This window comes from Pseudolysinimonas yzui, assembly GCF_014653215.1.
Taxonomy (GTDB): domain Bacteria; phylum Actinomycetota; class Actinomycetes; order Actinomycetales; family Microbacteriaceae; genus Pseudolysinimonas_A; species Pseudolysinimonas_A yzui.
Genome location: NZ_BNAI01000001.1, coordinates 892,717 through 919,509 on the forward strand (window position 1 = coordinate 892,717; position 26,793 = coordinate 919,509).

At 69.9% G+C, this 26,793-nt stretch carries 24 protein-coding genes; 2 read left to right on the top strand and 22 right to left on the bottom strand.

Translation table 11 applies throughout. From position 1 onward, the window contains the following. Window positions 1-9 precede the first annotated feature (9 nt). Together nrdR and hisD are read right to left on the bottom strand one after the other, a co-directional pair. Window positions 10-486: a transcriptional regulator NrdR gene (nrdR, locus tag IE173_RS04500; RefSeq protein ID WP_191282141.1), complete on the bottom strand. Its 477-nt coding sequence runs from the start codon at window positions 484-486 to the stop codon at window positions 10-12. Between the two features lie 30 nt (window positions 487-516). Next, window positions 517-1,824, bottom strand: coding sequence for a histidinol dehydrogenase (gene hisD / locus IE173_RS04505; protein ID WP_191282143.1), 1,308 nt, complete (start codon window positions 1,822-1,824; stop codon window positions 517-519). Window positions 1,825-1,875: 51 nt separating this feature from the next. On the opposite strand from hisD, the gene IE173_RS04510 reads away from it, so the two are divergent. Next, on the top strand, window positions 1,876-2,412 hold the full coding sequence (locus IE173_RS04510; RefSeq protein ID WP_191282145.1) for a flavin reductase family protein: 537 nt from the start codon (window positions 1,876-1,878) through the stop codon (window positions 2,410-2,412). 22 nt (window positions 2,413-2,434) lie between these two features. Here the strand turns inward: IE173_RS04510 and dnaE are convergent, their stop codons facing one another. From dnaE to IE173_RS04610, 20 genes are all read right to left on the bottom strand, one after another. Beyond that, entirely contained in the window at window positions 2,435-5,959 is a 3,525-nt protein-coding gene (dnaE, locus tag IE173_RS04515) for a DNA polymerase III subunit alpha (protein WP_191282147.1), read from the bottom strand. Between the two features lie 36 nt (window positions 5,960-5,995). Beyond that, window positions 5,996-6,919: an RluA family pseudouridine synthase gene (locus IE173_RS04520; protein ID WP_229841875.1), complete on the bottom strand. Its 924-nt coding sequence runs from the start codon at window positions 6,917-6,919 to the stop codon at window positions 5,996-5,998. Beyond that, window positions 6,916-7,464 carry a signal peptidase II gene (lspA, locus tag IE173_RS04525; RefSeq protein WP_229841876.1) on the bottom strand — a complete coding sequence of 183 codons (549 nt, stop codon included), beginning with the start codon at window positions 7,462-7,464 and terminating at the stop codon, window positions 6,916-6,918. Before lspA ends, IE173_RS04520 begins: the two co-directional genes overlap by 4 nt. Window positions 7,465-7,501: 37 nt before the next feature. Continuing rightward, window positions 7,502-8,254: a DivIVA domain-containing protein gene (locus IE173_RS04530; RefSeq protein WP_191282148.1), complete on the bottom strand. Its 753-nt coding sequence runs from the start codon at window positions 8,252-8,254 to the stop codon at window positions 7,502-7,504. 167 nt (window positions 8,255-8,421) lie between these two features. Continuing rightward, window positions 8,422-8,874, bottom strand: coding sequence for a cell division protein SepF (locus tag IE173_RS04535; protein WP_191282150.1), 453 nt, complete (start codon window positions 8,872-8,874; stop codon window positions 8,422-8,424). A gap of 55 nt (window positions 8,875-8,929) precedes the next feature. Then, entirely contained in the window at window positions 8,930-9,556 is a 627-nt protein-coding gene (locus IE173_RS04540) for a YggS family pyridoxal phosphate-dependent enzyme (protein ID WP_373298449.1), read from the bottom strand. A gap of 41 nt (window positions 9,557-9,597) precedes the next feature. Next, entirely contained in the window at window positions 9,598-10,743 is a 1,146-nt protein-coding gene (gene ftsZ / locus IE173_RS04545; RefSeq protein WP_191282152.1) for a cell division protein FtsZ, read from the bottom strand. Window positions 10,744-10,879: 136 nt separating this feature from the next. Next, window positions 10,880-11,689, bottom strand: a complete 810-nt coding sequence (locus IE173_RS04550) for a cell division protein FtsQ/DivIB (protein WP_229841877.1) — start codon at window positions 11,687-11,689, stop codon at window positions 10,880-10,882. 74 nt (window positions 11,690-11,763) lie between these two features. Then, entirely contained in the window at window positions 11,764-13,152 is a 1,389-nt protein-coding gene (murC, locus tag IE173_RS04555) for a UDP-N-acetylmuramate--L-alanine ligase (RefSeq protein ID WP_191282154.1), read from the bottom strand. 10 nt (window positions 13,153-13,162) lie between these two features. Then, window positions 13,163-14,245 (bottom strand): undecaprenyldiphospho-muramoylpentapeptide beta-N-acetylglucosaminyltransferase, encoded by a 1,083-nt coding sequence (murG, locus tag IE173_RS04560; RefSeq protein ID WP_191282156.1) that lies wholly within the window; start codon window positions 14,243-14,245, stop codon window positions 13,163-13,165. Beyond that, a complete protein-coding gene (gene ftsW / locus IE173_RS04565) occupies window positions 14,242-15,426 on the bottom strand; it encodes a putative lipid II flippase FtsW (RefSeq protein ID WP_229841878.1) in 1,185 nt (394 codons plus the stop codon). Before ftsW ends, murG begins: the two co-directional genes overlap by 4 nt. 31 nt (window positions 15,427-15,457) lie before the next feature. Then, window positions 15,458-17,029 (bottom strand): UDP-N-acetylmuramoyl-L-alanine--D-glutamate ligase, encoded by a 1,572-nt coding sequence (murD, locus tag IE173_RS04570; RefSeq protein ID WP_191282159.1) that lies wholly within the window; start codon window positions 17,027-17,029, stop codon window positions 15,458-15,460. Then, complete coding sequence (gene mraY / locus IE173_RS04575) at window positions 17,014-18,135, bottom strand: phospho-N-acetylmuramoyl-pentapeptide-transferase (RefSeq protein WP_191282161.1); 1,122 nt, start codon at window positions 18,133-18,135, stop codon at window positions 17,014-17,016. The genes murD and mraY overlap by 16 nt, the downstream gene beginning before the upstream one ends. Then, window positions 18,136-19,533, bottom strand: a complete 1,398-nt coding sequence (locus IE173_RS04580; RefSeq protein ID WP_191282163.1) for a UDP-N-acetylmuramoyl-tripeptide--D-alanyl-D-alanine ligase — start codon at window positions 19,531-19,533, stop codon at window positions 18,136-18,138. Continuing rightward, the gene (locus IE173_RS04585) at window positions 19,530-21,089 is read right to left on the bottom strand and encodes a Mur ligase family protein (RefSeq protein WP_191282165.1); all 1,560 of its coding nucleotides are present in this window, start codon (window positions 21,087-21,089) and stop codon (window positions 19,530-19,532) included. The genes IE173_RS04580 and IE173_RS04585 overlap by 4 nt, the downstream gene beginning before the upstream one ends. 58 nt (window positions 21,090-21,147) lie before the next feature. After that, window positions 21,148-22,917, bottom strand: a complete 1,770-nt coding sequence (locus IE173_RS04590) for a peptidoglycan D,D-transpeptidase FtsI family protein (RefSeq protein ID WP_191282167.1) — start codon at window positions 22,915-22,917, stop codon at window positions 21,148-21,150. A 19-nt stretch (window positions 22,918-22,936) separates the two neighbouring features. After that, window positions 22,937-23,506 carry a cell division protein FtsL gene (locus tag IE173_RS04595; RefSeq protein WP_191282168.1) on the bottom strand — a complete coding sequence of 190 codons (570 nt, stop codon included), beginning with the start codon at window positions 23,504-23,506 and terminating at the stop codon, window positions 22,937-22,939. Further along, window positions 23,503-24,483, bottom strand: coding sequence for a 16S rRNA (cytosine(1402)-N(4))-methyltransferase RsmH (gene rsmH, locus IE173_RS04600; RefSeq protein ID WP_191282170.1), 981 nt, complete (start codon window positions 24,481-24,483; stop codon window positions 23,503-23,505). Before rsmH ends, IE173_RS04595 begins: the two co-directional genes overlap by 4 nt. Before the next feature lie 102 nt (window positions 24,484-24,585). Beyond that, on the bottom strand, window positions 24,586-25,017 hold the full coding sequence (gene mraZ, locus IE173_RS04605) for a division/cell wall cluster transcriptional repressor MraZ (RefSeq protein WP_191282172.1): 432 nt from the start codon (window positions 25,015-25,017) through the stop codon (window positions 24,586-24,588). Between the two features lie 198 nt (window positions 25,018-25,215). Then, window positions 25,216-25,572, bottom strand: coding sequence for a DUF3040 domain-containing protein (locus IE173_RS04610; RefSeq protein WP_191282174.1), 357 nt, complete (start codon window positions 25,570-25,572; stop codon window positions 25,216-25,218). A 62-nt stretch (window positions 25,573-25,634) separates the two neighbouring features. Between IE173_RS04610 and IE173_RS04615 the strand changes: the two genes are divergently transcribed. Then, window positions 25,635-26,756 carry a polyprenyl synthetase family protein gene (locus IE173_RS04615; RefSeq protein ID WP_191282176.1) on the top strand — a complete coding sequence of 374 codons (1,122 nt, stop codon included), beginning with the start codon at window positions 25,635-25,637 and terminating at the stop codon, window positions 26,754-26,756. Window positions 26,757-26,793 lie beyond the last annotated feature (37 nt).

The window sequence follows — 26,793 nt, forward strand, 5'->3', positions numbered from 1 at the left end:
CGCCCTGCGCTACTCGACCACCGAGGTCTCTCCGGTGCTCGCGTTCTCAACACGGAGAAGGGCGATCGCGGCCTCGAAGTCGTCGAGCGAGTCGAAGCCCTGGTAGACGCTCGCGAAGCGGAGGTAGGCGACCTCGTCGAGCTCCCGCAGCGGCGGCAGGATCGAGAGACCGATGTCGTTGGCGTCGATCTGCGACACCCCGGTCGCCCGGATCGACTCCTCGACCCGCTGCGCGAGGAGCGCGAGGTCGGCGTCGCTCACCGGACGACCCTGGCAGGCCTTGCGTACGCCGGCGACGATCTTCTCCCGGCTGAACGGCTCGACAATTCCGGAGCGCTTGATCACCGAGAGGCTCGCCGTCTCGGTCGTCGAGAACCGGCGCCCGCATTCGGGGCACTGCCGCCGCCGACGGATGGCGAGGCCGTCGTCGCTCGTGCGCGAGTCGACGACGCGGCTGTCCGGGTAACGGCAGAACGGGCAGAACATGGTGGCACCAGGATAGGCGCCGCCGCGCGATTAGTCAGGGAAGCGGGCATCCACCGCGTCGCCGTGAGCGGGCAGTTGCTCGGCGTCGCTCATCGCGCGGATGTGGTGCGCGACCCCCCGAAGCGCCTCGGCGTCATAGCTCACCACCTGCTGAGGGCGCAGGAAGGTGACGGCCGAGATGCCGGATGCGAAGCGCGCCGTTCCCCCCGTGGGCAGGATGTGATTCGACCCGGCGAGGTAGTCGCCGAGGCTCACCGGCGAGAAGGCGCCCACGAAGATGGCGCCCGCGTGCGAGATGCGGTCGAGCACGGCGCCCGGGTCGGCCGTCTGGATCTCGAGGTGCTCCGGCGCGTAGGCGTCGCTCACCCGTGCCGCGGTCTCGAGGTCGTCGACGAGCACGATCGCCGACTGCGGGCCGGCGAGGGCGATGAGCACCCGGTCCCGCGCCGCCGTGGTCGCGACCTGACGCTCGAGCTCGGCGCGCACGGCGTCCGCCAGCTGCGGCGCATCCGTCACCAGAACGGCTGCGGCCGACTCGTCGTGCTCGGCCTGGCTGATCAGGTCGGCGGCGACGACGCGGGCGTCCGCAGCGCCATCCGCGATCACCAGCACCTCACTGGGACCGGCCTCGGCATCGATGCCGACGTCGCCCTGCACGACTCGTTTCGCGGCGGCGACGTAGACGTTGCCCGGACCGGCGACGACATCGACCGGGTCGAGTGCGAGCGAGGGGACGCCGTAGGCGAGCGCGCCGATGGCCCCGGCACCGCCCATCGCGTAGACCTCGTCGACGCCGAGCACGCCCGCCGCACCGAGGATCAGCGGGTGGATGCCGTGGTCGAAGTCCTTCTGCGGCGGCGAGGCGAGGGCGATCGACCCGACCCCCGCGACCTGCGCGGGCACGACGTTCATGACGACGCTGGACGGGTACACCGCCTTGCCGCCGGGGATGTAGAGCCCGACCCGGTCCACGGGCTGCCAGCGCTGCGTGATCTGCGCCCCGGGGGCGACGGTGGTGACCGCCGGGCTCGGCACCTGCGCCCGGCTGGCCGCCCGCTCGCGGCCGACGACCTCGTCGAGGGCCGCCCGGATCGGCGTGGGCAGTCGGGCGACGGCGGCGGTGATCGCGGCCGGGTCGACCCGGATGGTCTCGGCCCGCCCGCCGTCGAATCGGTCGGCCTGCTCGTCGAGCGCGATCGTGCCGCGTTCGCGAACGTCGCGGACGAGCTCGGCGGCCACCGGGATGGCGGCCGACACGTCGACCTCGGCACGATGCACGAGTGCCCGGAGCTCCCCGGGGGTGGGACGCCGGCCGCGGAGATCGATCGTCTGGATCATGGCCCGTCCATGCTACGGGCGCACGAAAGCCTCGAATGCCAGCGCGGTGGAATGCCGACCCCGCGGACAGGGTTGACTGGTGGCGTGGAACCGCACATCGTCGATGACCTCTCCGCGTTCAAGCTCGCGTTCCGGCGGCACGCCGCGGGGGTCGCCGTGGTGACCGCTCGCACCCCCGACGGCACGCCCGTCGGGTTCACGGCGACGTCGCTCGCCTCCCTCGCCGCCGTGCCGCCGCTCGCGACCTTCAACATGGCGCGCGTCTCGACCGCCTGGCCGGCCGTCGAGGGCACGACGCATGTCATCATCCATCTGCTCGGCGCCCGCAACCGTGCGCTCGCCGATCGGCTCTCCGGGCCGCACGACGAGCGGTTCGCCGGCGACCACTGGGCTCCGGGGCCGCTCGGTCTGCCGTTGCTGAAAGACGTTCCCGCCTGGATGCTCGGTCGGATCGTCGAGCGGGTGCCGGTCGCCGACAACGCCGTCGTCGTCGTGCAGATCGAAGACGGCGGACTCGGGGTGGATGACGACGCGCTGCTGTACCACGAGCGCACCTACATGACTCCCGGGCCACCCCTCACCCCGTAGCGACGCTCAGGCGATCCGACGCTCAGGCGATGCAGTTCGGCCCGAGCAGCGACTTCAGTTCGCCGTAGAGGTCGGCGGTCACGGTGACCGGGAACGGCACCTCGAACATCCGGGCGCTCTCGCCGCGCACGAGCCGCAACCGCACCTCGTTGTCGCCGCGATGCCGGATGAGCACGTCGTTGAGGGCGGAGACGACGTCGGTCGTCGCACGGTGCTCGGGCACCGAGATGACGAGCGGCCCCGCACCGAGCGACGCACCCGTATCGGGCACGAAGAGGCTGACCGCGTGCAGGTTGAGCCCGTCGTCGCGGGTGGCGACCCGGCCCTTGATCACGACGATGGAGTCGTTCTGCAGCGCGGGCGCGAACTCCTGGTAGGTCTTGCCCATGAACAGCACGGTGACTTCGCCGCCGAAGTCCTCGACCGTCACCATCCCGTACTGGTTGCCGGAGTTGCGGGCGGTGCGGTGCTGCACGGTCGTCAGCAGCCCGGCGACCGTGACCTGCTCGCCGTCGTTCGCGGCATCCCCGCCGATGAGCTCGCCGATCGAGATCGTCGCGTGTTTCGCGAGCGTCTGCTCCAGGCCGGCCAACGGGTGGTCGCTGACGTAGAGGCCCAGCATCTCGCGCTCGAAGGCGAGCTTGTCGCGCTTGCTCCACTCCGGCCGCTCCGGCACCGACTCGGTGGCGTGCTCCGGCTCGTCCCACAGCGAGTCGAAGTCGAAGCCGACCTGGCCGTTCGCCTCGTTGCGCTTGTCGCTCACGGCCCGCTCGACGGCACCCTCGTGGATCTCGATGAGCGAACGCCGGGTGTTGCCGAGCGAGTCGAAGGCGCCGGCTTTCACGAGCGATTCGACGGTGCGCTTGTTGGCGACGGGGATCGGCACCTTGCGCAGGAAGTCGTGGAACGCGACGAAGCGCCCCTCCTTCTCGCGGGCGGCCCGGATGTGCTCGACGACGCCGTAGCCGACGTTGCGCACGGCCCCGAGGCCGAAGCGGATGTCGCCGACGCCCGTCTCGCTGGGCACGGCGGTGAAGTCGCCTGCCGACTCGTTGACGTCGGGCGGCAGCACCCGGATGCCCATGCGCCGGCACTCGTTGAGGTAAAGGCCGAGCTTGTCTTTCGCGTCGCCGACGCTGGTCAGCAGCGCCGCCATGTACTCGGCCGGATGATTCGCCTTGAGATAGGCCGTCCAATAGGCCAGCACGCCGTAGCCGGCCGAATGCGCCTTGTTGAAGGCGTAGTCGGCGAACGGCATCAGGGTGTCCCACAGGACCTGCACGGCCTGCTTCGAGTACCCGTTGCCGGTCATCCCGGATTCGAATTCGGCGAAGAGCTTGTCGAGCTCCGACTTCTTCTTCTTGCCCATCGCCCGCCGCAGCACGTCGGCTTGACCGAGGCTGAAGCCGGCGACCTTCTGGGCGACCGCCATCACCTGTTCCTGGTAGACGATCAGGCCGAATGTGGTGTCGAGGATCTCGCGCAACGGCTCGGCGAGTTCGGGATGGATCGGCTCGGAACGCTGCAACCCGTTCTTGCGGAGCGCGTAGTTGGTGTGGGAGTTCATGCCCATCGGGCCGGGCCGGTAGAGCGCGATGACGGCCGAGATGTCTTCGAAGTTGGTGGGTTTCAACTGCTTGAGCAGCGCCCGCATCGGCGCACCGTCGAGCTGGAACACCCCGAGCGTGTCGCCGCGCGAGAGCAGCTCGTAGGTCGCCGGGTCGGCGTCGAGGTCGAGGTCCTCGATGGCGAGCGGCCGCCCGGTGTTCTTCTCGATCGCATTGAGGGCGTCTTGGATGACGGTCAGGTTGCGGAGGCCGAGGAAGTCCATCTTCAGCAGGCCGAGGTCTTCCAACGGCGGCTGATCGAACTGCGTGATGATCGCGCCGTCGTCCTGCCGTTTCATGAGCGGCACGACGTCGATGAGCGGTTCGGCCGACATGATGACGCCCGCGGCGTGGACGCCCCACTGCCGCTTCAGGTTCTCGATGCCCCGCGCCGTCTCGAAGACCTGGGCCGCCTCGGCGTCCGTCTCGAGCAGCGCCCGGATGTCGGCCGCCTCCTTGTAGCGCTCGGATGTCGGAGTGACGACATCGGTCAGCGTCATCTCCTTGCCGAGCACCGGCGGGGGGAACGCCTTCGTGAGCTTCTCGCCGACGCTGAACGGCATCCCGAGCACGCGCGCCGAGTCCTTCATCGCCTGCTTTGCCTTGATCGTGCCGTAGGTGACGATCTGCGCGACCCGGTCGTCGCCGTACTTCTCGGTGACATACCGGATGACTTCCGACCGGCGGCGGTCGTCGAAGTCGACGTCGACGTCGGGCAACGAGACGCGGTCGGGGTTGAGGAATCGCTCGAAGATCAGCCCGTAGCGCTGCGGGTCGAGCTCGGTGATGCCCATGGCGTACGAGACGAGCGATCCGGCCGCCGAGCCGCGCCCCGGGCCCACCCGGATTCCCTGTGCCTTCGCCCACGCGATGAAGTCGGCGACCACGAGGAAGTAGCCGGGAAAGCCCATCTGCTTGATGACGTCGACCTCGTAGTCGGCCTGACGCCGATGCACGTCGCTCACGCCGCCGGGGAAGCGCACGAGCAGCCCGCGCTCGACCTCCTTCTCGAACCACGACGCCTCGGTCTCGCCCTCGGGCACCGGGAATCGCGGCATGAGGTCGCGCTTGGCGAATTCGACGTGGGTGCGCTCGGCGATCAGCAGGGTGTTGTCGCACGCCTCCGGGTAATCGCGGAACAGCTGCCGCATCTCGGCGGCGGACTTCAGGTAGTAGTCCTGCCCGTCGAACTTGAAGCGGTTCGGGTCGTCCATCGTCGAGCCCGACTGGATGCACAGCAGGATCTCCTGCGCGTGCGCGTCGGCCGCGTGCGTGTAGTGCAGGTCGTTGGTCGCGACGAGCGGCAGGTTCAGCTCTTTCGCGAGCCGGATGAGGTCGGACTGCACCCGGCGCTCGATCTGCAGGCCGTGGTCCATGATCTCGACGAAGTAGTTGTCTTTGCCGAAGATGTCGCGGAACTCCGCCGCGGCCGCGACCGCTTCGTCCCACTGCCCGAGCCGCAGCCGGGTCTGCACCTCGCCGCCGGGGCACCCGGTCGTGGCGATGATGCCCTTTCCGTAGGTGCTCAACAGGTCGCGGTCCATGCGCGGCTGGAAGTAGTAGCCCTCGATCGAGGCGAGCGACGACATCCGGAAGAGGTTGTGCATGCCTTCCGTGGTCTCGGCGAGCAGCGTGATGTGCGTGTACGCGCCCGAGCCGGAGACGTCGTCCTGCCCGCCGTCGCCCCAGCGCACCCGGGTCTTGTCGGTGCGGTGCGTGCCGGGCGTGAGGTACGCCTCGGTGCCGATGATCGGCTTGACCCCGAGCGCGGTCGCCTGCTTGTAGAAGTCGTAGGCGCCGAAGTTGTTGCCGTGGTCGGTGATTGCGATCGCCGGCATGCCCTGCTCGGCGACGGCCGTCATGAGTTCGCCGACGCGGGCCGCACCGTCGAGCATCGAATACTCGCTGTGCACGTGCAGATGCACGAAGGAATCGGTCACTCTGGCTCCGGGGTCGAATCCCAGGATAGGTCGCGGCTAGTCGGCGCGCAGAACATCGAGAGCGTGTTGCAGGTCGTCGGGGTACGGCGACTCGAACAACACGTACTCCCCGGTCGCGGGATGCCGGAATCCGAGCTTGTGCGCGTGCAGCCACTGCCGGGTGAGTCCGAGTCGTTCGGTCAGACCCTTGTCGGCGCCGTACAGGGTGTCGCCCACGCACGGATGCCGTTGGGCGGCGAGATGCACGCGGATCTGATGCGTGCGGCCCGTCTCGAGGGTGACCTCGAGCAGGCTTGCGGCGCGCATCGCCTCGATCGTCTCGTAGTGGGTCACCGCGTGCTTGCCCTCGGCGCGGATCGCGAACTTCCAGTCGTTGCTGGTGTGGCGCCCGATCGGGGCGTCGATCGTGCCGGCGAGCGGATCGGGGTGACCCTGCACGACCGCGTGGTAGATCTTGTCGACCTCCCGGTCATGGAACAGCCGCTTCAGCTCGGTGTACGCCGATTCCGACTTCGCCACCACCATGAGCCCGCTCGTGCCGACGTCGAGCCGGTGCACGATGCCGGCGCGTTCGGCTGCTCCCGACGTCGAGATGCGGTAGCCGGCGGCGGCCAGGGCGCCGAGCACCGTCGGGCCGCTCCACCCGGGCGCGGGATGCGCGACGATGCCGACCGGCTTGTCGATCACCACGAGGTCGTCGTCGTCGTGGACGATCCGGAACCCGGGAACGAGCTGCGGGATGACGCGCGGCGCCTCCTTCGGCGCCCACTCCACCTCGAGCCACCCGTCGGCCCGCAACCGATCCGACTTGCCGAGCAGGATCCCGTCGAGCCGAACTCCCCCGGCCTCCAGCACCTCCGCCGCGAAGCTGCGTGAGAATCCGAGCAGCTTGGCGATGCCCGCATCGGCGCGTTCGCCGCCCAGACCCTCGGGGACCGGCAGACTGCGTTGCTCGGTCACGGGGTCGAGGGTGCGTCGGCGGACGCCTTCTCGGGGTCGTCGGTGCCCCCGGCGTCGTCGGTACGGCGCACGCCGTCGAGACCGACGTTGCGGAGTGAGAGCAACAGGAACAGCCCCATCGCCGAGACGATGGCGATGTCGGCGACGTTGAAGATCGCCGGGAACCCCCACACCTGGATGAAGTCGATGACGTGACCGACCCCGAACCCCGGCGGGCGGGTCAGGCGATCGGTCACATTGCCGAAAGCCCCCGCCAGCACGAGCCCGAACATGGTCGCCCAGCGCAGCGATCTGATGCGGGGCGCGAAGCCGATGATGAAGACGATGGCTCCGATCGCGACGATCGAGAGCACCCAGGTGAACCCGGTCGCGAACGAGAACGCGGCGCCCGGGTTCGTGACGTAGTGAAGCTGCAGGATCTCGCCGAGGACCGGCACCGTCTCGTTGACCGCGAGGTTGGTCGTGACGAGATACTTCGTACCCTGATCGAGGCCGTAGGCGACGACGGCGATGGCGGCGAGCAACCCGAGCGCGCGGGGACTCACCTGCCGCTGGCGCGGTGCGGCGTCCGGCGCGGGCGGGTCAGTTGCCCGGGCCAAAACCCGTGTACTCGGTGGGCTGCTGATATGCGGAGTACTCCGCCTGCTGCGGCTGACCGTAGCCGGCCGGCGCGGCCGCCGCGTACGGCTGCGGGGTCGCCGTGACGGCCGCCTGCGCGGGCGCGGCGCTCAGCGCGTTGGAGTTCTCGAGCTCGCGCAGCTGCCCCTCGATGTAGCCACGCAGCTTGGTGCGGTAGTCGCGCTCGAACTGGCGCAGCTCTTCGACCTCGCGCTCGAGTTCGCTCTTCTCCTGCTGAAGGGCGTTGAGCTGAGCGCGCGCGCCCTGCTCGGCCTCGGAGACCACGCGCGCTGCTGCGGCGTGCCCTTCGGCGATGAGCGCGTCGCGCTTCTCCATGCCCTCGCGGACGTGCTCTTCGTGGAGTCGGCGGGCGAGCTGCAGGAGGTTGTTGGTGTTGCCCGGGTCCATGGCGTTCGGGTCGAAGCCGCCCGTGGGCGCGTAGGCCGGCTGCTCGGGCACCGGCGCCGGCTGGGGCGCTGCCTGCTGCGGAGCCGCCTGCTGCGCTGCGGGCTGCTGTGCGGCGCTGCGCTGCAGCTCGGCGAGACGCGACTCCCCGGCGACGAGGCGCTGACGCAGCTCCTCGTTCTCCTGATTCAGGCGGCGCAGCTCGACGACCACCTCGTCGAGGAAGTCGTCGACCTCGTCCTGGTCGTAGCCCTCGCGGAACTTCGTCGGGTTGAACCGCTTGTTGACCACATCTTCAGGAGTCAAGGCCATGTCTTTCACCTCACGCATTGCTCGCCATCACCCCCGCGACCTCCGGTCGCGCCTCGATGACGATATCGACATCTCACCCTCAGTGAAGGGGTGAGGGTTCCAGCGTACAACGCCAGGCCGGATGAACCGAAGGTTACCGGCAGTCGCTCAGTCGAGCTACCTGCCGGTCACTGAGCGAAGAAGCCCGCGTCGACGCCCGCCTCGGCCTCTTCGGCCTCGCCACTGACGGCGACATGCTCAGGCGACAGCAGGAACACCTTGTTCGTGACGCGCTCGATCTTGCCGTACAGGCCGGATGCCAGGCCGCTCGCGAAGTCGATGAGGCGCCGCGCATCGGGCTCGGGCATCTGCGAGAGGTTCATGATCACCGGAACACCCTCGCGGAACGCCTCGGCGATCGCCTGCACGTCTTTGTACTGACGCGGATTGACCGTGAGGATCTCGTTCATCCCGGGGGCGGCGTGCTTGGTGCTCGCCGCCGCGGGACGCCGGAGCGGGGTCACCGGAGCGCGGCCCGCCGTCGAGGCCACCGGCGCGACCGGAGCCGCGGGCAGGTGTTCGTCGTAGTCCTCGTCGGCCAGGCCGAGGTAGACCATCGTCTTGCGCAGCGGATTCGCCATGTCGTCCTCCCGAAGGATCGGTGCCGCTGTCACAGGCGCGGCATCCGATTCGACATTAACCGGGGATCGGTCGATTTCCCGTGATTGCCGTGCCGATGCGCAGGTGTGTCGCGCCCTCGGCGATCGCCTCGCGGAAGTCTCCCGACATCCCGGCGGAGATCGCGGTGGCGCTCGGATCCACCCGGCGCACCCGCTCCGACACCTCGCGCAGGCGGGCGAAGGCGCGTCGCGGCTCGACGCCGAGCGGTGCGACACCCATCACGCCGAGCAGCCGGAGTCCCGGTGCGGCGAGCACGCGGTCGGCGAGCGACTCGGCCTCTTGAGGATCGACTCCCCCGCGCCCGGGCTCGTCACTCAGCCCGATCTCGAGGAAGGCCCCGAGCACCCGTCCGTCGTCGGAGGCGAGCGCGGCGACGAGCGACTCCCGGTCGACCGAGTGCACGGTCGCCGCATACTGCCGCACGGCCTTGGCCTTGTTGCTCTGCAACTGTCCGACGAAATGCCAGGCCAGCCGCGGGTCGTCGACCTCCGCGACCTTCGCGACGGCCTCCTGATGCCGGTTCTCCCCCACATCGCGCACCCCGAGGTCGGCGAGTTCGCGCACGAGCGAGGCGGGCTGGAACTTGGTCACGACGATGCGCGTCGGCGGCGCGGCACCGGCATCCCGTACCGCGTCGGCAATGGCTGCGTCGACCGCAGCGAGGCGCTCCGCGAGTGTGGGTGCTATTTCAAGAACTCCGGGATGTCGAGGTCGCCCTCGTCGTCGAAGTCGCGATCGAGCGGGGCACCGAGCGGCGCATCCGGTTCGGCGGCCCAGCCCTGGGTGTCGACGGCTCCCGTCGCTCCGGCCGCGACCGGCACCGGGGCCTCGGCGGCCACGAACGAGTCGCGGCGCACCGGCGCCGGCCGGTAGATCGAGGGTTCGCCACCGTCGAACCCGGCGGCGATGACGGTGACGCGCACCTCGTCGCCGAGGGTGTCGTCGATGACGGCACCGAAGATGATGTTCGCCTCGGGGTGCACGGCCTCCTGCACGAGCCGGGCCGCGTCGTTGATCTCGAAGATGCCGAGGTTCGAGCCGCCCTGGATCGACAGCAGCACCCCGTGCGCCCCGTCGATCGAGGCTTCGAGCAACGGCGAGGCGACCGCGAGTTCGGCGGCCTTGATCGCGCGGTCGGCGCCGCGGCTGGCTCCGATGCCCATGAGCGCGGAACCCGCACCCTGCATGACGCTCTTGACGTCGGCGAAGTCGAGGTTGATGAGACCGGGCGTCGTGATGAGGTCGGTGATGCCCTGCACACCCGCGAGCAGAACCTGATCGGCGGTGGCGAACGCCTCAAGCATGCTGATGCCGCGGTCGCTGATCTCGAGCAGACGGTCGTTCGGCACGACGATGAGCGTGTCGACCTCGTTCTTGAGCGCGGCGACTCCGACCTCGGCCTGCGACGAACGCCGCTTGCCCTCGAACGCGAAGGGCTTCGTGACGACACCGATGGTGAGCGCACCGATCGACTTGGCGATGCGGGCCACGACGGGCGCGCCACCGGTTCCGGTGCCCCCGCCCTCACCTGCCGTGACGAAGACCATGTCGGCGCCGGCGAGGGCCTCTTCGATCTCTTCGGCGTGGTCTTCAGCGGCGCGGCGGCCGACCTCCGGGTCGGCGCCGGCGCCGAGGCCGCGGGTGAGTTCCCGTCCGACGTCGAGCTTGACGTCGGCGTCGCTCATCAAGAGGGCCTGAGCGTCGGTGTTGATCGCGATGAACTCCACCCCGCGCAGACCGAGCTCGATCATGCGGTTGACGGCGTTGACCCCACCGCCGCCGATTCCGACGACCTTGATCACCGCCAGGTAGTTCTGGTTCGACGTCACGTTCCGGCCTCCGAGGGGAAAGTTTCAACCTCAGCTTGAAGTTGAGATTCTTTCTCAATATGATGATTCGCCCCCACGGTAAGCGCGTCGACGCGCAACACCCCGGACATCTGTGCGCGTGTCGTCGCGCCGGGAGTCAATCCAGTCGGAAGACCGCGCTTCCCGGCGCCGAGACGTCGTACTCCCCCGGGCCGGCGGTCGCGAACCGGGCCAGCAGCGCGGCGAGGATGTCGGCCTTCCGCTCGGAGTCGTCGGCACTCCCCCAGACGACGCGCTGGTCGCTGCCGGTGAGGCTCAGCGTCACATCGTCCTGCGTGCGCGCGCCGATCGAGTCCACCTGTGCCAGCACGTCGGGGGGCAGCGCGATGAGAACCTCGGCCATCGCGTCGAAACCGGTGCCATCGGGTTCGCTGCCGTCGATCTGCATCAACGGGAGGTTCGCCGGGCGCGCCGGCGACGACTCGAGCACCACGCCGGCGGCATCGACGACGTCGAATCCCGCGGGGGTCGCGATCACCCCCAGCGGCGTGCGCTCCACGATGTGGATCACGAGGGTGTCGGGGGGCACGAGTTCCGTGACGTAGCTGCGGATGCTCGTGAACTGCCCGAGCTCGTCGCGGATGCGCGCCTCGTCGAGCAGGGCCAACGGGGTGCCGAGCTGCCCCGACACCGCCTCCTGGACGACGGCCGGGTCGAGACGCACGGTGCCGTCGACCCGGATCTCGCGCAGCGCCAGAATCGGTGAGAAGACCGCGGCCGCGATGAGGCCCGCCGTGGACGCGAGAACCCCCAGCACCACCAGCCCGCCGATGCGGCGACGCCGGGCATGCCGGGTGAATCGCTTGACCTCCGCGCGTTCGTAGCGTTGGCGAACGCGGTCGGCCTTGCGCGCCGACTGCTCGGCGCGCACCTTCGGCTGCGCCGCCGGCGTCGCCGCGCGTTTCACCGGTCTCTCCTCGACCCGCCGAGGAGGCTTCTGCGGAGGCTGTTGCGGGTGCGCGGCCGGGCGCTCGGGACGCTTCACGACTCGAGCGCGGTGACCAGCTGCGGGATGATGCGGTACACGTCGCCGCAACTGAGCGTCATCACGAGGTCACCGGGGCGGGCGAGTTCACCGACCCGGTCGGCGGCGGCCTGCCAGTCGGGGAGGTAGTCGACCCGCGAGGGGTCGTGGAATCGCTCGGCGACCAGGGCACCCGTCACCCCGGGAATCGGATCCTCGCGCGCCCCGTAGACGTCGAGCACGACGGTGTGGTCGGCGAGTCGCTCGTAGGCTTCGGCGAACTCCCCCGCCATGGCGAGCGTTCGGCTGTACAGGTGGGGCTGGTGCACCGCGATGACCCGACCCGCACCGACGACCGAACGCGCCGTCTGCAGCGCGGCGACGACCTCGGTGGGGTGATGCGCGTAGTCGTCGTACACCCGTACTCCGCCGACCGTTGCGTGGTGCTCGAATCGACGCCCGGTGCCGGCGAACGCCTCGAGACCGCGCGCGATCCCCGCCGGATCGAAGCCCAGACCGGCGAGCACCGCGAACGCGCCGGCGGCGTTGAGGGCGTTGTGCGCCCCCGCGACGCCGAGCCGCACCGGATGGTCCTCGCCGCCGAACCTCAGGGTGAACGACACCGTCTCGGCGGCATCGACATCGACGAGACGCACGTCGGCATCCGGAGCCGTGCCGAAGGTGAGCGCGCGGGGTGCCGTCGACCGCGCGGCGACCGTGCGGGCACCCGCGTCGTCGGCCGAGGTCACGAGCAACTCGCTCGCGCCCGATGCGACGCGCACGAAGGCATCCTCGACGGCCGCCTCGGAGCCGTAGTGGTCGAGGTGGTCGGTGTCGAGATTGGTGATCAGCACCGCGGCCGGGTCGTAGAGCTCGAAGGACCCGTCGGACTCGTCCGCCTCGATGACCCAGAACTCCCCGGCACCCCTCGCGGCGCTCCGGCCATAGCCGGCGATGACGCCGCCGTTCACGAAACTCGGGTCGGCACCCAGCTCCCGCAGCGCCGTGACGACCATCCCGGTCGACGTGGTCTTGCCGTGGGCGCCCGCGACCGCGATGAGCCGGGTTCCGCGCACCAGCCAGGCCAACGCGTGCGCCCGGTGCAGCACCGGGATGCCGCGCCGCAGCGCCTCCTGGTACTCGGGGTTGTCCTGCCAGAGCGCCCCCGTCACGACGAGGGTGTCGGCGTCGCCGACGTGAGCGGCGTCGTGCCCGATCCAGACCTCGGCGCCGAGTTCACGCAGCTCGATCACGGCCGCGCTCTCGCTGCGATCCGACCCCGTGACCCGGTGCCCGGCCTCGAGGAACAGGCGGGCGATCCCGCTCATGCCCGAGCCGCCGATCCCGACGAAGTGCAGCTTCCCCAGATCCGCCGGGATCTCCAGGTCGAGGTCGGGCTTGATCATCGACTCAACGCTACCGTCGGCCCGCGGCGCGCGCTTCGAGCACGAGGTCGACCATCCGGTCGGCGCCGTCGCGTACGCCGACCGACGCCATGCGTGCCGCCATGTCGGCGACGCGCGCGCGGTCCGCGAGCAGCGCGGGCAGTTCGCGCTCGACGTACTCCGGAGTGAAGGCGGCGTCGACCACCAGAACGGCCCCGCCGGCATCCACCGCGCCGCGAGCGTTGAGGGCCTGCTCGCCGTTGCCGACCGGGTAGGGCACGAACACCGCCGGGATGCCGACGGCGGCGAGCTCGCACACCGTCGCCGCCCCCGCGCGCGAGACGGCCAGGTCGGCGACGGCGAGGGCGAGATCCATGCGGTCGCAGTACTCCAGGATGCGGTAGCCGGCGAGTCCGGGGTCGTCGACGGGTGAGCGGCTCCCGGTGATGTGCAGCACCTGCCACCCGGTGCCGAGGAGCGCGGCGACCGACGCGGCGACGCTCCGGTTGAGGCGCAGGGCCCCGGTCGATCCGCCGGTCACGAGCAGCACGGGGGCGCCGGCGTCGAGCCCGAAGAGCTCGAGCCCCGCGAGGCGGGCCGACGGGCGATCGAGTCGCTCGATCTCGGCACGCAACGGCAACCCGACGACCCGGGCGTGCGACAGCGGCGTTCCGGTGAAGGTGACGCCGACGTGCCGGGTCCAGCGCGCGGCCAGCCGGTTGGCGATCCCCGGGCGGGCGTTCTGCTCGTGCACCGCGATCGGCAGTCGCTCTTTGCGGGCGGCGGCGTAGGCGGGTGCCGACGCGTAGCCGCCGAACCCGACGACGACGTCGACCCGGTGTTCGCGCAGAAGGGCGCGCACCCGGTCGACCGACGCGCGCCAGCGGCGCGGGAATCGCAGGGCGTCGGCGTTCGGACGCCGCGGGAACGGCAGCCGCGGCACGGTCAGCAACTCGTAGCCCCGTTCGGGCACGAGCCGGGCCTCGAGGCCTTCGGCGGTGCCGAGCACGAGGATCACGGCGTCGGGCTCGCGCTCGCGGAGCCGGTCGGCGGTGGCGAGAAGCGGGTTGACGTGGCCGGCAGTCCCTCCGCCGGCGAACAGGTAGGTGGTCACCTGATCATTCTGTTCGACCGCACGACCGGCACATCGTCGGCCAGCGAGTGCGGCCGATGCCGGGCGAACGACAGCACGATGCCGATCGCGACCATCGTCGTGAGCAATGCGGAGCCACCCGCCGAGACCAACGGCAGCGGCACGCCGAGCACGGGGAGGATTCCGAGCACGACCGCGATGTTGACGAATGCCTGTCCGAGGATCCAGGTCATCACCGCCGCGGTGGCGATCTTCGCGAACGGATCGCGTGCGATGCGGATGATGCGCACGAAGCAGATCGCGAGCAGCACGAACAGGGCGAGCACCAGCAGACAGCCGACCAACCCCAGCTCTTCACCGATGATCGCGAAGATGAAGTCGTTGTCGGCTTCGGGGATCCACGACCACTTGCCCGCGGAGTTGCCCAGGCCCACGCCGAAGACTCCCCCGTGAGCGAGCGCCTCCCAGCCGTGCACGGTCTGCCAGCACTCGTTGCCGAGCAGGTCCGGGTCGACGCAGCCCGAGAGCCAGGCGTCGATGCGGTCGCGTCGCGACAGGCTCAGGGTCGCGACACCGGCGGCGAGAACGGCGATCACCGCGACGGCGGCGGCGAGATGCCGCAACCGCACCCCGGCGAAGAACAGGGTGCCCAGAGCCAGCAGGATGATGATCGACGCCGAGCCGAGGTCGTTGCCGAGCAGCACGAGGCCGACGCAGACCGCGACGATCGGTCCGATCGGCACGAGAACGTGACGCCATTCCTCGAGCAGGGCGGACTTCTTCACCAGAATCCACGGCAACCAGATGACGAGTGCGAGCTTGATCAGCTCCGACGGCTGTGCGGTGAACGACCCGAAGTCGAGCCAGCCGCGGTTGCCACCGGTCTCGTAGCCCAGATCGGTGAAGACGAGCATCTGCAACGCCACCCCGAGGATGACCGCCCACCCCGCCCATCGCTTCCAGAACGACAAGGGAGCGCGCGACGCGAGCAACAACAGCGGCAACCCGATGACCGCGTACAGGCCCTGCCGGGCGGCCCGCGCGAAGAAGTCGCCGTCGTCGATCCGTGACTCGATCGCCGACGACGACAGCACCATCACGAGGCCGAAGACGAGCAGGAAGAGGGTCGTGCCGAGCAGCAGGAAGAACTCGGGCGTCTCGGCGGCGAACAGCTTCCGCACGGCGACGATCGCCGTCGGCACCGGCTTCTCCGCCGCGGGCGCCGCCTGACGACTACGTGGGGTCGGGCTCGGACGGCTCGGGCCGGGACGCTGGACTCTCGCCAAGGTCGCCTCCCGTCAACTCCCGCACCGCGTCGGCGAACCGCCGTCCGCGGTCCGCGTAGTCGATGAACTGGTCCATCGACGCCGCCGCCGGCGCAAGCAGCACCACGTCGCCCTCCCGGGCGAGCGCGACAGCCGCCCGTACCGCGACGAGCATCACCTCAGTCTCCGACTCGGCGACCTCGACGACGGGGACGCCGGGCGCGTGTCGCTGGAACGCCTCGCGGAGTGCCGCGCGGTCCACCCCGAGCAGCACGGCCCCGCGCAACCGGTCCGCGTGACGCTTCACGAGCGAGCCGGGGTCGACGCCCTTCAGCAGGCCGCCGGCGATCCACACGACCGACGGGTACGCCGCGAGGGCCGCGTTCGCGGCGTGCGCGTTGGTCGCCTTCGAGTCGTCGACGAACGCGATCCCCTGATACTCGGCGACCCACTCGGTGCGGTGATGGTCGACGGCGAACGCGCGCACGGCATCCCGGATCGCCGCGGGCGCCACGCCGGCCGCCCGGGCCAACGCCGCCGCCGCGAGGGTGTTGGCGATGCCGTGCGGCGTGCCGAGCCCCGCGGACCTCAGGTCGTCGATCGTGCACAGTTCGAGAGCGGTGGTGTGGCGGTCATCCAGGAACGCGCGGTCGACGAGGATGCCGTCGACGACACCGAGATCGCTCAGCCCCGGGACGCCGAGGCCGAAGCCGATCGCCCGGCAGCCCTCCTCGACGTCGGCGTCCTCGACCATCTCGCGGGTCGCCACGTCGCCCTGGTTGAAGACGCACGCGACGCGGGTTCCGGTGTAGACCTTGGCCTTGGCGTCCCGGTAGCCCTGGGCCGAACCGTGCCAGTCGAGGTGGTCATCGTCGAGGTTGAGGCACACGCTCGCGAGTGGTGCGAGTTCGCCCCCCGCGTGGGTGTTGACCCAATGCAACTGGTAACTCGACAGCTCGATCACGAGCACGTCGAACCCCGACGGGTCACGGATCGCGTCGAGTACGGGAATGCCGATGTTGCCCGCAGGCGCCGCACGCAGGCCGCCCGCGACGAGCATCGTGGCGGTGAGCTGGGTCGTCGTGGTCTTGCCGTTGGTGCCGGTGACGCAGATCCAGTCGGCCGGTCGCCCGTCGGGACGCACGACCTTGTCGCGCAGGCGCCAGGCCAATTCGATGTCGCCCCAGATCGGGATGCCGCGCTCGTCCGCCCAGCGCAACAGCACGTGGTCGGGGTGGTAGCCCGGCGAGACGACGACGAGCTCGGGGTCGAAGTCGGGAAGGGCGCCCGGCACCGTCGACTCGTCGGGGTGGAGTTCGAGGCGGGCTCCGATCACGTCGAGCAGGCGGCGGTGCTCGTCGGAGGCGTTCGCGGCGACGACCAGAACGTCGGCGCCGAGCTCGACGAGGGTGTCGGCCACCGAGAACCCGGTGACGCCGACACCGAAGACCGCGACCCGCAACCCCGCCCAGTCGGCGCGCCAACTGGTCAGGAGTGACAGGTCGCGCTCATCCGGAGCCGTCACTACCGACTGGCCCATTCCAGATAGAACGTGCCGACCCCGGCCGCGACGAAGAGCGCCGCGATCAGCCAGAACCGCACGACGATCGTGATCTCGGCCCAGCCCTTGAGCTCGAAGTGATGCTGCAGCGGGCTCATCAGGAACACCCGACGCCCCTGCCCGAACCGCCACTTGGTGAGCTTGAAGTAGGCCCGCTGGATGATGACCGAGCCGGTCACGATGATGAACAGGCCGGCGATCAGCACGAGCAGCAGTTCCGTGCGGGTGAGGATCGCGAGAGCCGCGAGCGCACCGCCCAGGCCCATCGAACCGGTGTCGCCCATGAAGATCTTCGCGGGCGAGGTGTTCCACCACAGGAAGCCGAGAAGGGACCCGCACAGCGCCGCGGCGGCGACGGCCAGGTCGAGCGGGTCGCGCACCTCGTAGCACTTGTAGAAGGTCGGCGACCCGATGACGTTGTCGTTGAAGCACGACTGGTTCGCCTGCCAGAACCCGATGAAGATGTACGCCGAGATCGCGAAGATGGCCGCGCCGCTCGCCAACCCGTCGAGGCCGTCGGTGACGTTGACCGCGTTCGAGGTGCTCGTCGTGATGACGTTGACCCAGACGACGAAGAGCACGAAGCCGACGACCGAACCGAACGCGAACAGGTTGAGCCAGCTGATGTCGCGAACCCCGGAGATGAGGGTCGACGCCGGCGTCAGGTCGTTCTCGTCGCGGAAGTTCTCGGTGATGGCGAAGATCGCGAAGACGCTGCCGACGACCACCTGCCCGACGATCTTCGTCCAGCCGCCGATTCCGAGGCTGCGCTGGTTGCGGATCTTGGTGAAGTCGTCGACGAATCCGACGAGCCCGAGCCCGAATGCCATCCCGAACACCAGAACGCCGACCATCGTCCAGGGCACGCCGGCGACCAGGTGCCCGACGAGGTAGCCGAGGAACGCACCGGTGAGGAAGACGATGCCGCCCATCGTCGGCGTGCCGCGCTTGATGTGGTGGCTCTGCGGGCCGTCGTCCCGGATGAACTGGCCCCACCCGATTCGGGTGAACAACCGGATGAAGAGCGGGGTGAGGAAGAGCGTGAACGCAAGGGAGAAGGCTCCGGCGATCAGGAGGGCGATCATCTAGCTCACACCTCCGAGTCGGTCGCCCAGGAAGCGGAGCCCCGCGGACTTGGAGGACTTCACGAGCACGACGTCGCCGGACCGGAGTTCTCCCCGAAGGAGATCGTAGGCCGCGTCGGCATCGCCGACGAATACCGACTCTCCGTCCCACGACCCTTCGAGCCCGGCGGCCGCGTGGATGTGCCGCGCCCGTTCGCCGACCACGACGAGTTGCGAGATGTTGAGCCGCACGACGAGCCTGCCGATGCGGTCGTGCTCCTCTTGGGCGTACTCCCCCAGTTCGGCCATCTCACCGAGGACGGCGATCGAACGCCCGGTGCCGCCCCGGGTGATCTGCGCGAGGGTCTTGAGCGCCGCAGCAGTCGAGTCGGGGCTGGCGTTGTAGGCGTCGTTGATGACGGTGACGCCGTTGCCGGGCTCGAGCACCTCCATGCGCCAGCGCTCGGCCCGGGGCACCGTCTCGATCGCGGCGATCGCCCCCTCGGCCGGAATGCCCAGCTCGTGCGCGACCCCGAGCGCGGCGAGAGCGTTGGTCACGTTGTGCTCCCCCAGGATGCGCAGGGCGACCGGATGCCGGACCCCGTCGGCGAGGTAGTCGAACGTCGTACCGGTGGCGGTCGCCTGAACGTCGTCGGCGCGCAGGTCGTTGCCCTCGCCCACTCCGAAGCGCACGACCCGGGCACGGGTCATCCCCGCCATCTCGTCGACCCGCGGGTCGTCGCCGTGCAGCAGGGCGACGGCATCCGGCGGCAAATCGGTGACCATCTCGGATTTCGCGCGCTGCACGGCGTCGATTCCGCCGAACTCGCCGGCGTGCGCGAGTCCCACCTTGAGCACGACCCCGATGTCGGGAGTGACGATCGAGATCAGCCGCGCGATCTCGCCGATTCTCGACGCCCCCATCTCGACGATGAGGAACCGGGTGGCCTCGTCGACGCGCAGCATCGAGATCGGCGCGCCGACCTGGTTGTTGAACGAGCCTTCGGGAGCGACGGTCGGCCCTTCCGCGGAGAGGATCGCCCGTAGCAGGTTCTTCGTCGTGGTCTTGCCGTTCGACCCGGTGATCGCGACCACCTCGAGCTGGCCGAGCGCCCGCACCCGGGCGACGACTTCTCGCGCCAGCGCCGCCAGCGCCTCGACGCCGTCGGGCACGACGATCAGCGCCGCGTCGACATCGACGTCGCGCTCGGCGATCACCAGGGCGGCTCCGGCGTCGACGGCGTCCCCGGCGAAGAGGGCGCCGTCGGTGGTCTCGCCCGGCAGCGCGAAGAACACCGAGCCCGGCGACACCAGCCGCGAGTCGGTCTCGACGCTCCCGTCGATGACCGTGGCCGGGTCGCCCCGCACGATCCGGCCGCCGAGTGCGTCAGCGATCTCGGCCAGGGTGAGGGCGATCACCAGCCGGCCTCGCGCAGGGCCGCCCGGGCGAGTTCGCGGGCCGAATACGGGGTGCGTACGCCCTCGATGTCGCGATAGTCCTGATGTCCGGGGCCCGCCCAGAGGATCGAGTCGCCCTCTTTGGCGAGCGAGACGGCCTTGAGGATCGCGGCTTCGGGCGGGCTCACCTCGTAGATCTCGGGCTGGTGCTGCGCCTGGGCCGCGCCCTCGAGCAGGGTCTTCCTGATCGAGGCGGCGTTCTCGAAGCGCGGGTGGTGGTCGGTGATGATCAGGATGTCGCAGCCCTCCGCCGCGACGCGCCCCATCGCGTGACGCTTGGAGGCATCCCGATCGCCGTCGGCTCCGAACACCATGATCGTGCGGCCCGCCGTGAACTGGCGCACGGCCGCGAGGGTGTTCTCGAACGCGTCGGGGCTGTGCCCGAAGTCGACGTAGACGCTCGGCCCACGGTCGCCTGACACGCGCTCGGTGCGACCCGGGAGGTAGGCCCGGATGCCGCCGTCGGCGTCCAGGGCGGCCCCGATCGCCTCGAGCTCGAATCCCGCCTCGACGAGCATGACGATGCCCAGGGCGGCGTTCGCGGCCATGTGCCAGCCGATGAGCGGCTCGCGGGTGACGAGGCTGCGCCCCTCCGGTCCGCTCAGCCGGAACTCGGTGTACGCGGGCGTCGAATCGAGGATCTCGACCGTCCAGTCCGCCCCGGCGACGTCCTCGGGGGTCGCGTGCCCGATCGTCGCGATCGTCGTCACCGGGATGCGGGCCTCCTCGACGACGCGAGCGCCGTAGGAGGTGTCGAGGCAGACCACCGCGCGCTTGGCGAGCTCGGGCTGGAACAACGGCAACTTCGCCCGGAAGTACTCCTCCATGTCGGCGTAGTCGTCGAGGTGGTCGTGGCTGAGGTTGGTGAATCCGGCGACGTCGAACACCAGCCCGTCGACCCGGTGGTGGGTGAGGGCCTGAGCGCTCACCTCGACCGCGACCGCGCGCACGCCGCTCTCCCGCATCCGCGCCAGCAGCGCGTGCATCTCGCTCGCCTCCGGCGTGGTCAGCCGGCTGACGATCGTCAGGTCTCCGATGTGGCGCTCGGCGGTCGAGGACAGCCCGGTGACGAGCCCGAGCTGCCGCAACACCGCTTCGAGCAGGTAGGAGGTGGAGGTCTTGCCGTTGGTGCCGGTCGTGCCGAACAGCAGCGGCGGGTCTTCCCGCGTGCGGTACACCCACGCCGCAATCTCACCGAGCGCGAGTCGCGGGTTCTCGACGAGCAGGATCGGCAGGCCGGCGTCGGCGGCGAGCTCGGCGCCCTCGGCATCGGTGAGCAGCGCGACCGCGCCGCCCTCACGCGCCTCGGCGGCGAACGCGGCACCGTGGCCCTTCGCGCCCTTCACGCCGACGAAGAGGTCGCCGGGATGCAGGTCGCCCGTGCCGATCGTCACCCCGCTGATCTCGACCCCGTCGAGGCTGCCGCGGTAGTCGATCCCGAACTCCTGGACGAAGCCGGCGAGCGAGCGGGGCGAGGGGTGCTCGGGCCGAAGGACCGGGGGAATCCGAGAACTCACCCGACTCCTTTCCTCTGCTTGCCACTCCGGCCCGCGGGCCGCGAGGCGGGCTCCCGCTCTACCAGACGAGCGGAAGGTTCGGCGCCGCTTCCGTCGAAGGCGTGATCCGGAAGGTCTTGATGACCTGCTCCATGATCGCGTTGAAGACGGGGGCGGCGGCAGCCGAAGACTTCATCGTATCGGGCTTGCCGAGCGTCACGACAATGGCGTACTCGGGGTTGTCGGCCGGGAACACTCCGGCGTACGAGACGATGCGCTCGGAGCCGTATCGGCCGTTCTCGGCGACCTCGCCCGTTCCGGTCTTCGCCGCGATGCGGTAGCCCGGCACGCTGACGACATCGCGGGAGGCGCCCTGGCTGGCGACCGTCTCCATCATCAGCAGCGTCGTGTCGGCGGCGTACTCGCTGACGACCCGTTCGCCGGTCGGCACCGGCACATCGGTCCAGGTGCCGTCGGCGTGCTCGCAGCCCGCCACCAGCGTCAGCGGCATCCGCACGCCGCCGTTGCCGAGCGTCTGGTACAGGCTCGCCATCTGCGCGCTGGTGGCCGTGATGCCCTGCCCGAACATCTGGGTGGCGAGGGTGACGGTGTCGGACTGGGTCTGCTCGGGGGTGTAGACGGTGCCGCCGTCCTCGCCGAGGAAGCCGGCCTCGGTCGGCTCACCGAACCCGAACGCCCGGAAGGCGTCGTACTTCTCCTGCGGATTCAGCCGTTCGCTGAGCATCACCGTGCCGATGTTCGAGGAGTTCATCAGGATGCCGGTGGCGGTCCAGCGCAGGTCTCCGTGTGAGAACACGTCGGTGATGTTCTCCCCCGCCGGCAGGCCGTTCGTGTAGTTGCCGGGCACCGTGACCGGGGTCTCGGGCGTGATGAGCCCCTTGTCGAGCAGGGTCGCGAAGGCGACGGGCTTCATGATCGAGCCGGGCTCGAACGGGGCGGTGAAGCTGCGCGCCCCCGAGTTCTCGGCGCTCACCGAGTTGAGGTCGTTCGGGTCGATCGACGGCCAGTCCGCCGCGACGACGATCTCACCCGTGGCGACGCGCACGACCATCGCGGTGCCCCAGTCCGCGCCGACGGCAGTCGCCTGCTCGGCGAGTCGTTGCTGCGCGTACCACTGCAGGTCGGCGTCGATCGTGAGGTGCACGGTTCCGCCGTCAATCGGTTCCTGCTCGACGACGAGGCTCCCTGGAAGGCGAACCCCATCGGCGCTACGTTCGAACGTGGAGGTACCCGCAGTCGCAGCAAGACACTCGTTCTCACGGTATTCCGTGCCGGCAAGGGGCGCCGAGTCGAAGCCGAGGAAGCCGACGAGGTTCCCCGCAATCGCGCCTCTCGGGTAGGTGCGAGCGGGCCTCAACTCCGAGTACACCCAGCCGATGTCGAGGTCGAACACCGCGGTGAATGTCTCAAGTGTCACCGCTTGTACCAGGTAGGTGAAGTCCGATTCCGGGTCCTCGGTGAGCGCGGCGTAGAGGTCGGCGGCAGGGGTTCCCGTGAGCTCGGCGATCTTAGCGATCGCCTCGGTCGTGGGCACTTCGACGCGCTCCTCGTCGATCGTCATCTCGGTCGTGTCGCCGACGTTCTTCGGCGAGGCCGTGATGTCGAATCGGTCGACGCTGTCGGCGAGAACCGTGCCGTTGGCATCCACGATCTCGCCGCGGGAGCCCCAGACAGTGAGCGACATCGAGCGCCGGGCCTCCGCCGCCGCGGTCAGCTCCCCCGCTCGCACGACCTGGATGTCGACGAGCTTGACGACGAAGACCCCGACGATCGCGAAGACGGCGAACAGCGTCAGCGCCATGCGCCGTGCCGAGAGCCGTGAATACATGGGGCCGCCCTTTCCGGCGTCAGCGGGTGGTCGGCGAGGGGATCGTGCCGGGTGATGAGGAGCCCGGCTGCGACGACGCGCCGTTCGCCTGAGGCGTGCCGGTCGATCCCGAGGCCTGCTCGTCGGCCGGTTCCACGAGCGTCGCGCCGCTCAGCAGGGAGTTGCCGATCTGGTTGCCGCTCGAACCGGTGAGGCTGCCGCCCGCCGCCGTCGGGTTGCCCGACACGGCACCCGTCGACAGGTCGAGGAACACCGGGTTGCCACTGGCGATCATGCCCAGGTTCTCGGCGTTCGCCGTGAGGTTCTGCGTCGACGACAGCACCTCGAGCTCTTCGGTGAGCGCCTGCTCCTGGCGAAGCAGGTCGCGTTGCTGGGTCTGCAGCCCGGCGATCGTGTACGCGCCGTCAGCGAGCACGATGCTGAGCAGCAACTGGGCCAGCAGGATGACGCCGATTCCCGAGATGGTGACGATCGCCGGCAGCACCCGGGGGCGGGCGCGCCGCTGGGCTCGGGTCGGCGCGACCTCGAGGTGACGGCGGGGTTCCGGTGACCGTGCCGGCCGCGGGGACGCGAGCGGGAGCGCGCTCATGCGGCCACCGCCCGGATGCGTTCAGCGGCGCGCAGCCGCACCGAGGCCGCTCGCGGGTTGCGGGCGCGCTCGGCGTCGCTCGCCTGCTCGGCGCCGCGCACGAGCAGCTTGAACTCAGGTGCGTGCTCGGGCAGTTCGACCGGCAGTCCACGCGGGGCCGTCGAGGTCGACCGTGCGGCGAACTCGCGCTTCACGATGCGGTCTTCGAGCGACTGGTAGGCGAGAACGACGATGCGTCCGCCGACCTCGAGCGCCGCGAGCGCTGCGGGAATGGTGCGGGCGAGCACGTCGAGTTCGGCGTTGACCTCGATACGCAGGGCCTGGAACACCCGTTTCGCGGGGTGGCCGGCGTTCTTGACGGCGGCGGGCGTCGCCGCCTGCAGGATGTCGACGAGCTGCGCCGATGTCTCGATCGGCGCGAGCGCCCGCGCCTGCACGATCCTGCGGGCGTACCGGGCGCTGAGCTTCTCTTCGCCGTACTCGAAGAAGATGCGCCGCAGGGCGCCCTCGTCGTACTCGGCCAGGATGCGGGCGGCGGTGAGCGGTGCGGTCGGGTCCATCCGCATGTCGAGGGCCGCGTCGCGGGCATAGGAGAAGCCCCGGTCGACCCGGTCGAGCTGCATGGATGACACGCCGAGGTCGTAGAGGATGCCGGCGACCCCCGGGATGCCGAGGTCGGCGAGCACCGTCGGCAGCGCATCCGAGACCGCGTGCACGAGGTGCGTGCGGTCGGCAAAGGGCTTCAAGCGCTCCCGCGCCAGGCGCAACGCCTCAGGGTCCCGGTCGATCCCGACCAGGGTGAGGTCGGGGAATCGGCGCAGGAACGCTTCGGCGTGCCCGCCGAGGCCGAGCGTGCCGTCGACGAGCACTGCGCCGGCGCGTTCGAGGGCAGGTGCGAGCAGTTCGAGGCAGCGCTCGAGCATGACCGGGGTGTGGAGGGCGTCGTCGGACGCGGTCGGGTTCGTCGGGTCTGTCATGGCGATGTGGGGGCCGGGCCCTCGAACCTGATCCCCATCCGCTGCGACCTGGCTCTGGGGAAGTGAGTCAGGGTGCGCGGCTGAGGGTCGGGTTCGAGGGATCTAGAAGAGGCCCGCGATCACCTCCCCGTCGGCGGCGGCATAGCCGGATTCGGTCGCGGCGTAGAACTCGTTCCACGCCGCGGTGTCCCAGATCTCGGCGCGCGTTCCGGCGCCGATCATCGTGAGTTCGCGATCGAGGCCCGCGTATTCGCGGAGCATCGACGGCACGGTGACGCGCCGCTGCTTGTCGGGGATCTCCTGCGTGGCGCCGGAGAGGAAGAGACGGATGTAGTCGCGCCCCTCTTTCGTGGTCACGGGCGCGGTGCTCATCCGTTCGTGGACCTTCTCGAACTCGCGCTCCGAGTAGACGAAGACGCAGCGGTCGACCCCACGGGTCATGACCAGTCCGCCGGAGAACTCGTCCCAGAACTTGGCCGGGAGGATGACGCGGCCCTTGTCGTCGAGCTTGGGCGCGAAGGTGCCGAGCAACATGCGGCCACCCCCTCACTTCTCCGGCCAGACGTCTGAGGTTCCTCCACTTTACTCCACATTCCTCCCCAAGCAACCATTTTCCGCCACTTACCCTCCCTTTGGGGCCACGGCGCTCCCCGGTGGCGCCCCGCGGAGCGCGCGGGCAACAAAAAAAGGCCGACCCGAAGGTCGGCCTGAACAGATGGGAAAGGCGGGGTGTCAGTCCTCGCTGTCGCGACGCTGTTCCCAGCGCTCGCCGAGGGTGTCCATGAAGGTGGGTCGCCGGGGCGCATCGGGTGCGGCGCGCGGAATGGTCAGGCGACGCGGCGGGGCGAACCCGAGCAGCGCGCCGACGAACATCACCGCGAATCCGAGCACGCCGACGAGCGGCTGCTGCACGACGACGCCGACGATGAGGAGCACGATGCCGATGACCCCGGCGAGGATGGCGAGGGCGATCGCCGTGTAGTTGGCGCGTCCACGAGCGCCCACCTTGGCGACATCGTCTGCGTCGTGGTGGTAAAGGCTGCGCTCCATCTCATCGAGGAGGCGCTGCTCCTGCTCAGAAAGTGGCATTGTGAACTCCTTGACCGCGAGAAGCTCATTGTAGGCCGCTCACACGCCGATAAGGTAGGCGCGTGCCTGAGAGTCCGCGGTTAGTGGACCTGGTGCAGTCTCGCCTCGACGGCTTCCTGGCGGAGCGCGGAGCCGAATTGCGCGGCATCTCGCCCGATCTCGACGTCGTCGACGACTACGCCCGGCGCCTGCTCGCCGGGGGAAAGCGTTTCCGCGCGCTGTTCTGCTACTGGGGCTGGCGGGCCGTCAGCGCTCATGCCACCGAGTTCGATCCGCTCGACGACGACTCCGCGGATGCCGATCTCGGGGCCGTCGTGTCGATCGCGGCAGGGCTCGAGGTGTTCCACGCGGCCGCGCTCGTGCACGACGACATCATGGACAACTCCGACCTGCGACGCGGCCAGCCGAGTGTGCACCGGGCGTTCGCGGTGCTGCATCGGGAACGCGGCTGGGACGGTTCGTCAGACGGCTTCGGCCTGTCCGCCGCTCTGCTGCTGGGGGATCTGCTGCTCGGTTGGAGCGATGAGTTGGTGGATGCCGGCGTCGCGGCGACCGACAACGTCGCGGCGGGTCGCGCCGCACGCGCGGAGTTCGGCCGCATGCGCACCGAGGTGACGGCCGGCCAATACCTGGACATCTTCGAGGAGACGGCGTGGCGCACCATCCCCGAGGAGGAGCATCTCTCCCGGGCGCAGCGGGTCATCGTCTTCAAGTCGGCCAAGTACAGCGTCGAGTCTCCCCTCGTGATCGGCGGCTCGCTCGCCGACGGGTCGCTCGCGCAGCTTGCGGCGCTCCGCGAGTTCGGGCTGCCACTGGGCATCGCGTTCCAGCTGCGCGACGATCTGCTCGGGGTGTTCGGCGATCCGGCGGTCACGGGCAAGCCGGCCGGCGATGACCTGCGTGAGGGCAAGCGCACGGTGCTGGTCACTCTCGCCCGGCAGAAGCTGCCGGCATCCGCCGCCCGCGTCTTCGACGAACTCCTCGGCGACCGCTCCCTCGACGCCGATCAGATCGCGATGCTGCAGACCGCCGTCCGCGACAGCGGCGCTGTCGAGCACGTCGAACGCGTGATCGCCCACCACCTCGACCAGTCCCGCGCCGCCCTCGCCGCCGCTCCCCTCGCCCGCAGCGCCCGAGCCGAACTCACCGCCCTGGCCGACGCCGCAACAACAAGAACCTTCTAGAACGTCGCAGGACACACCCGAAACCGACGGGTAACCC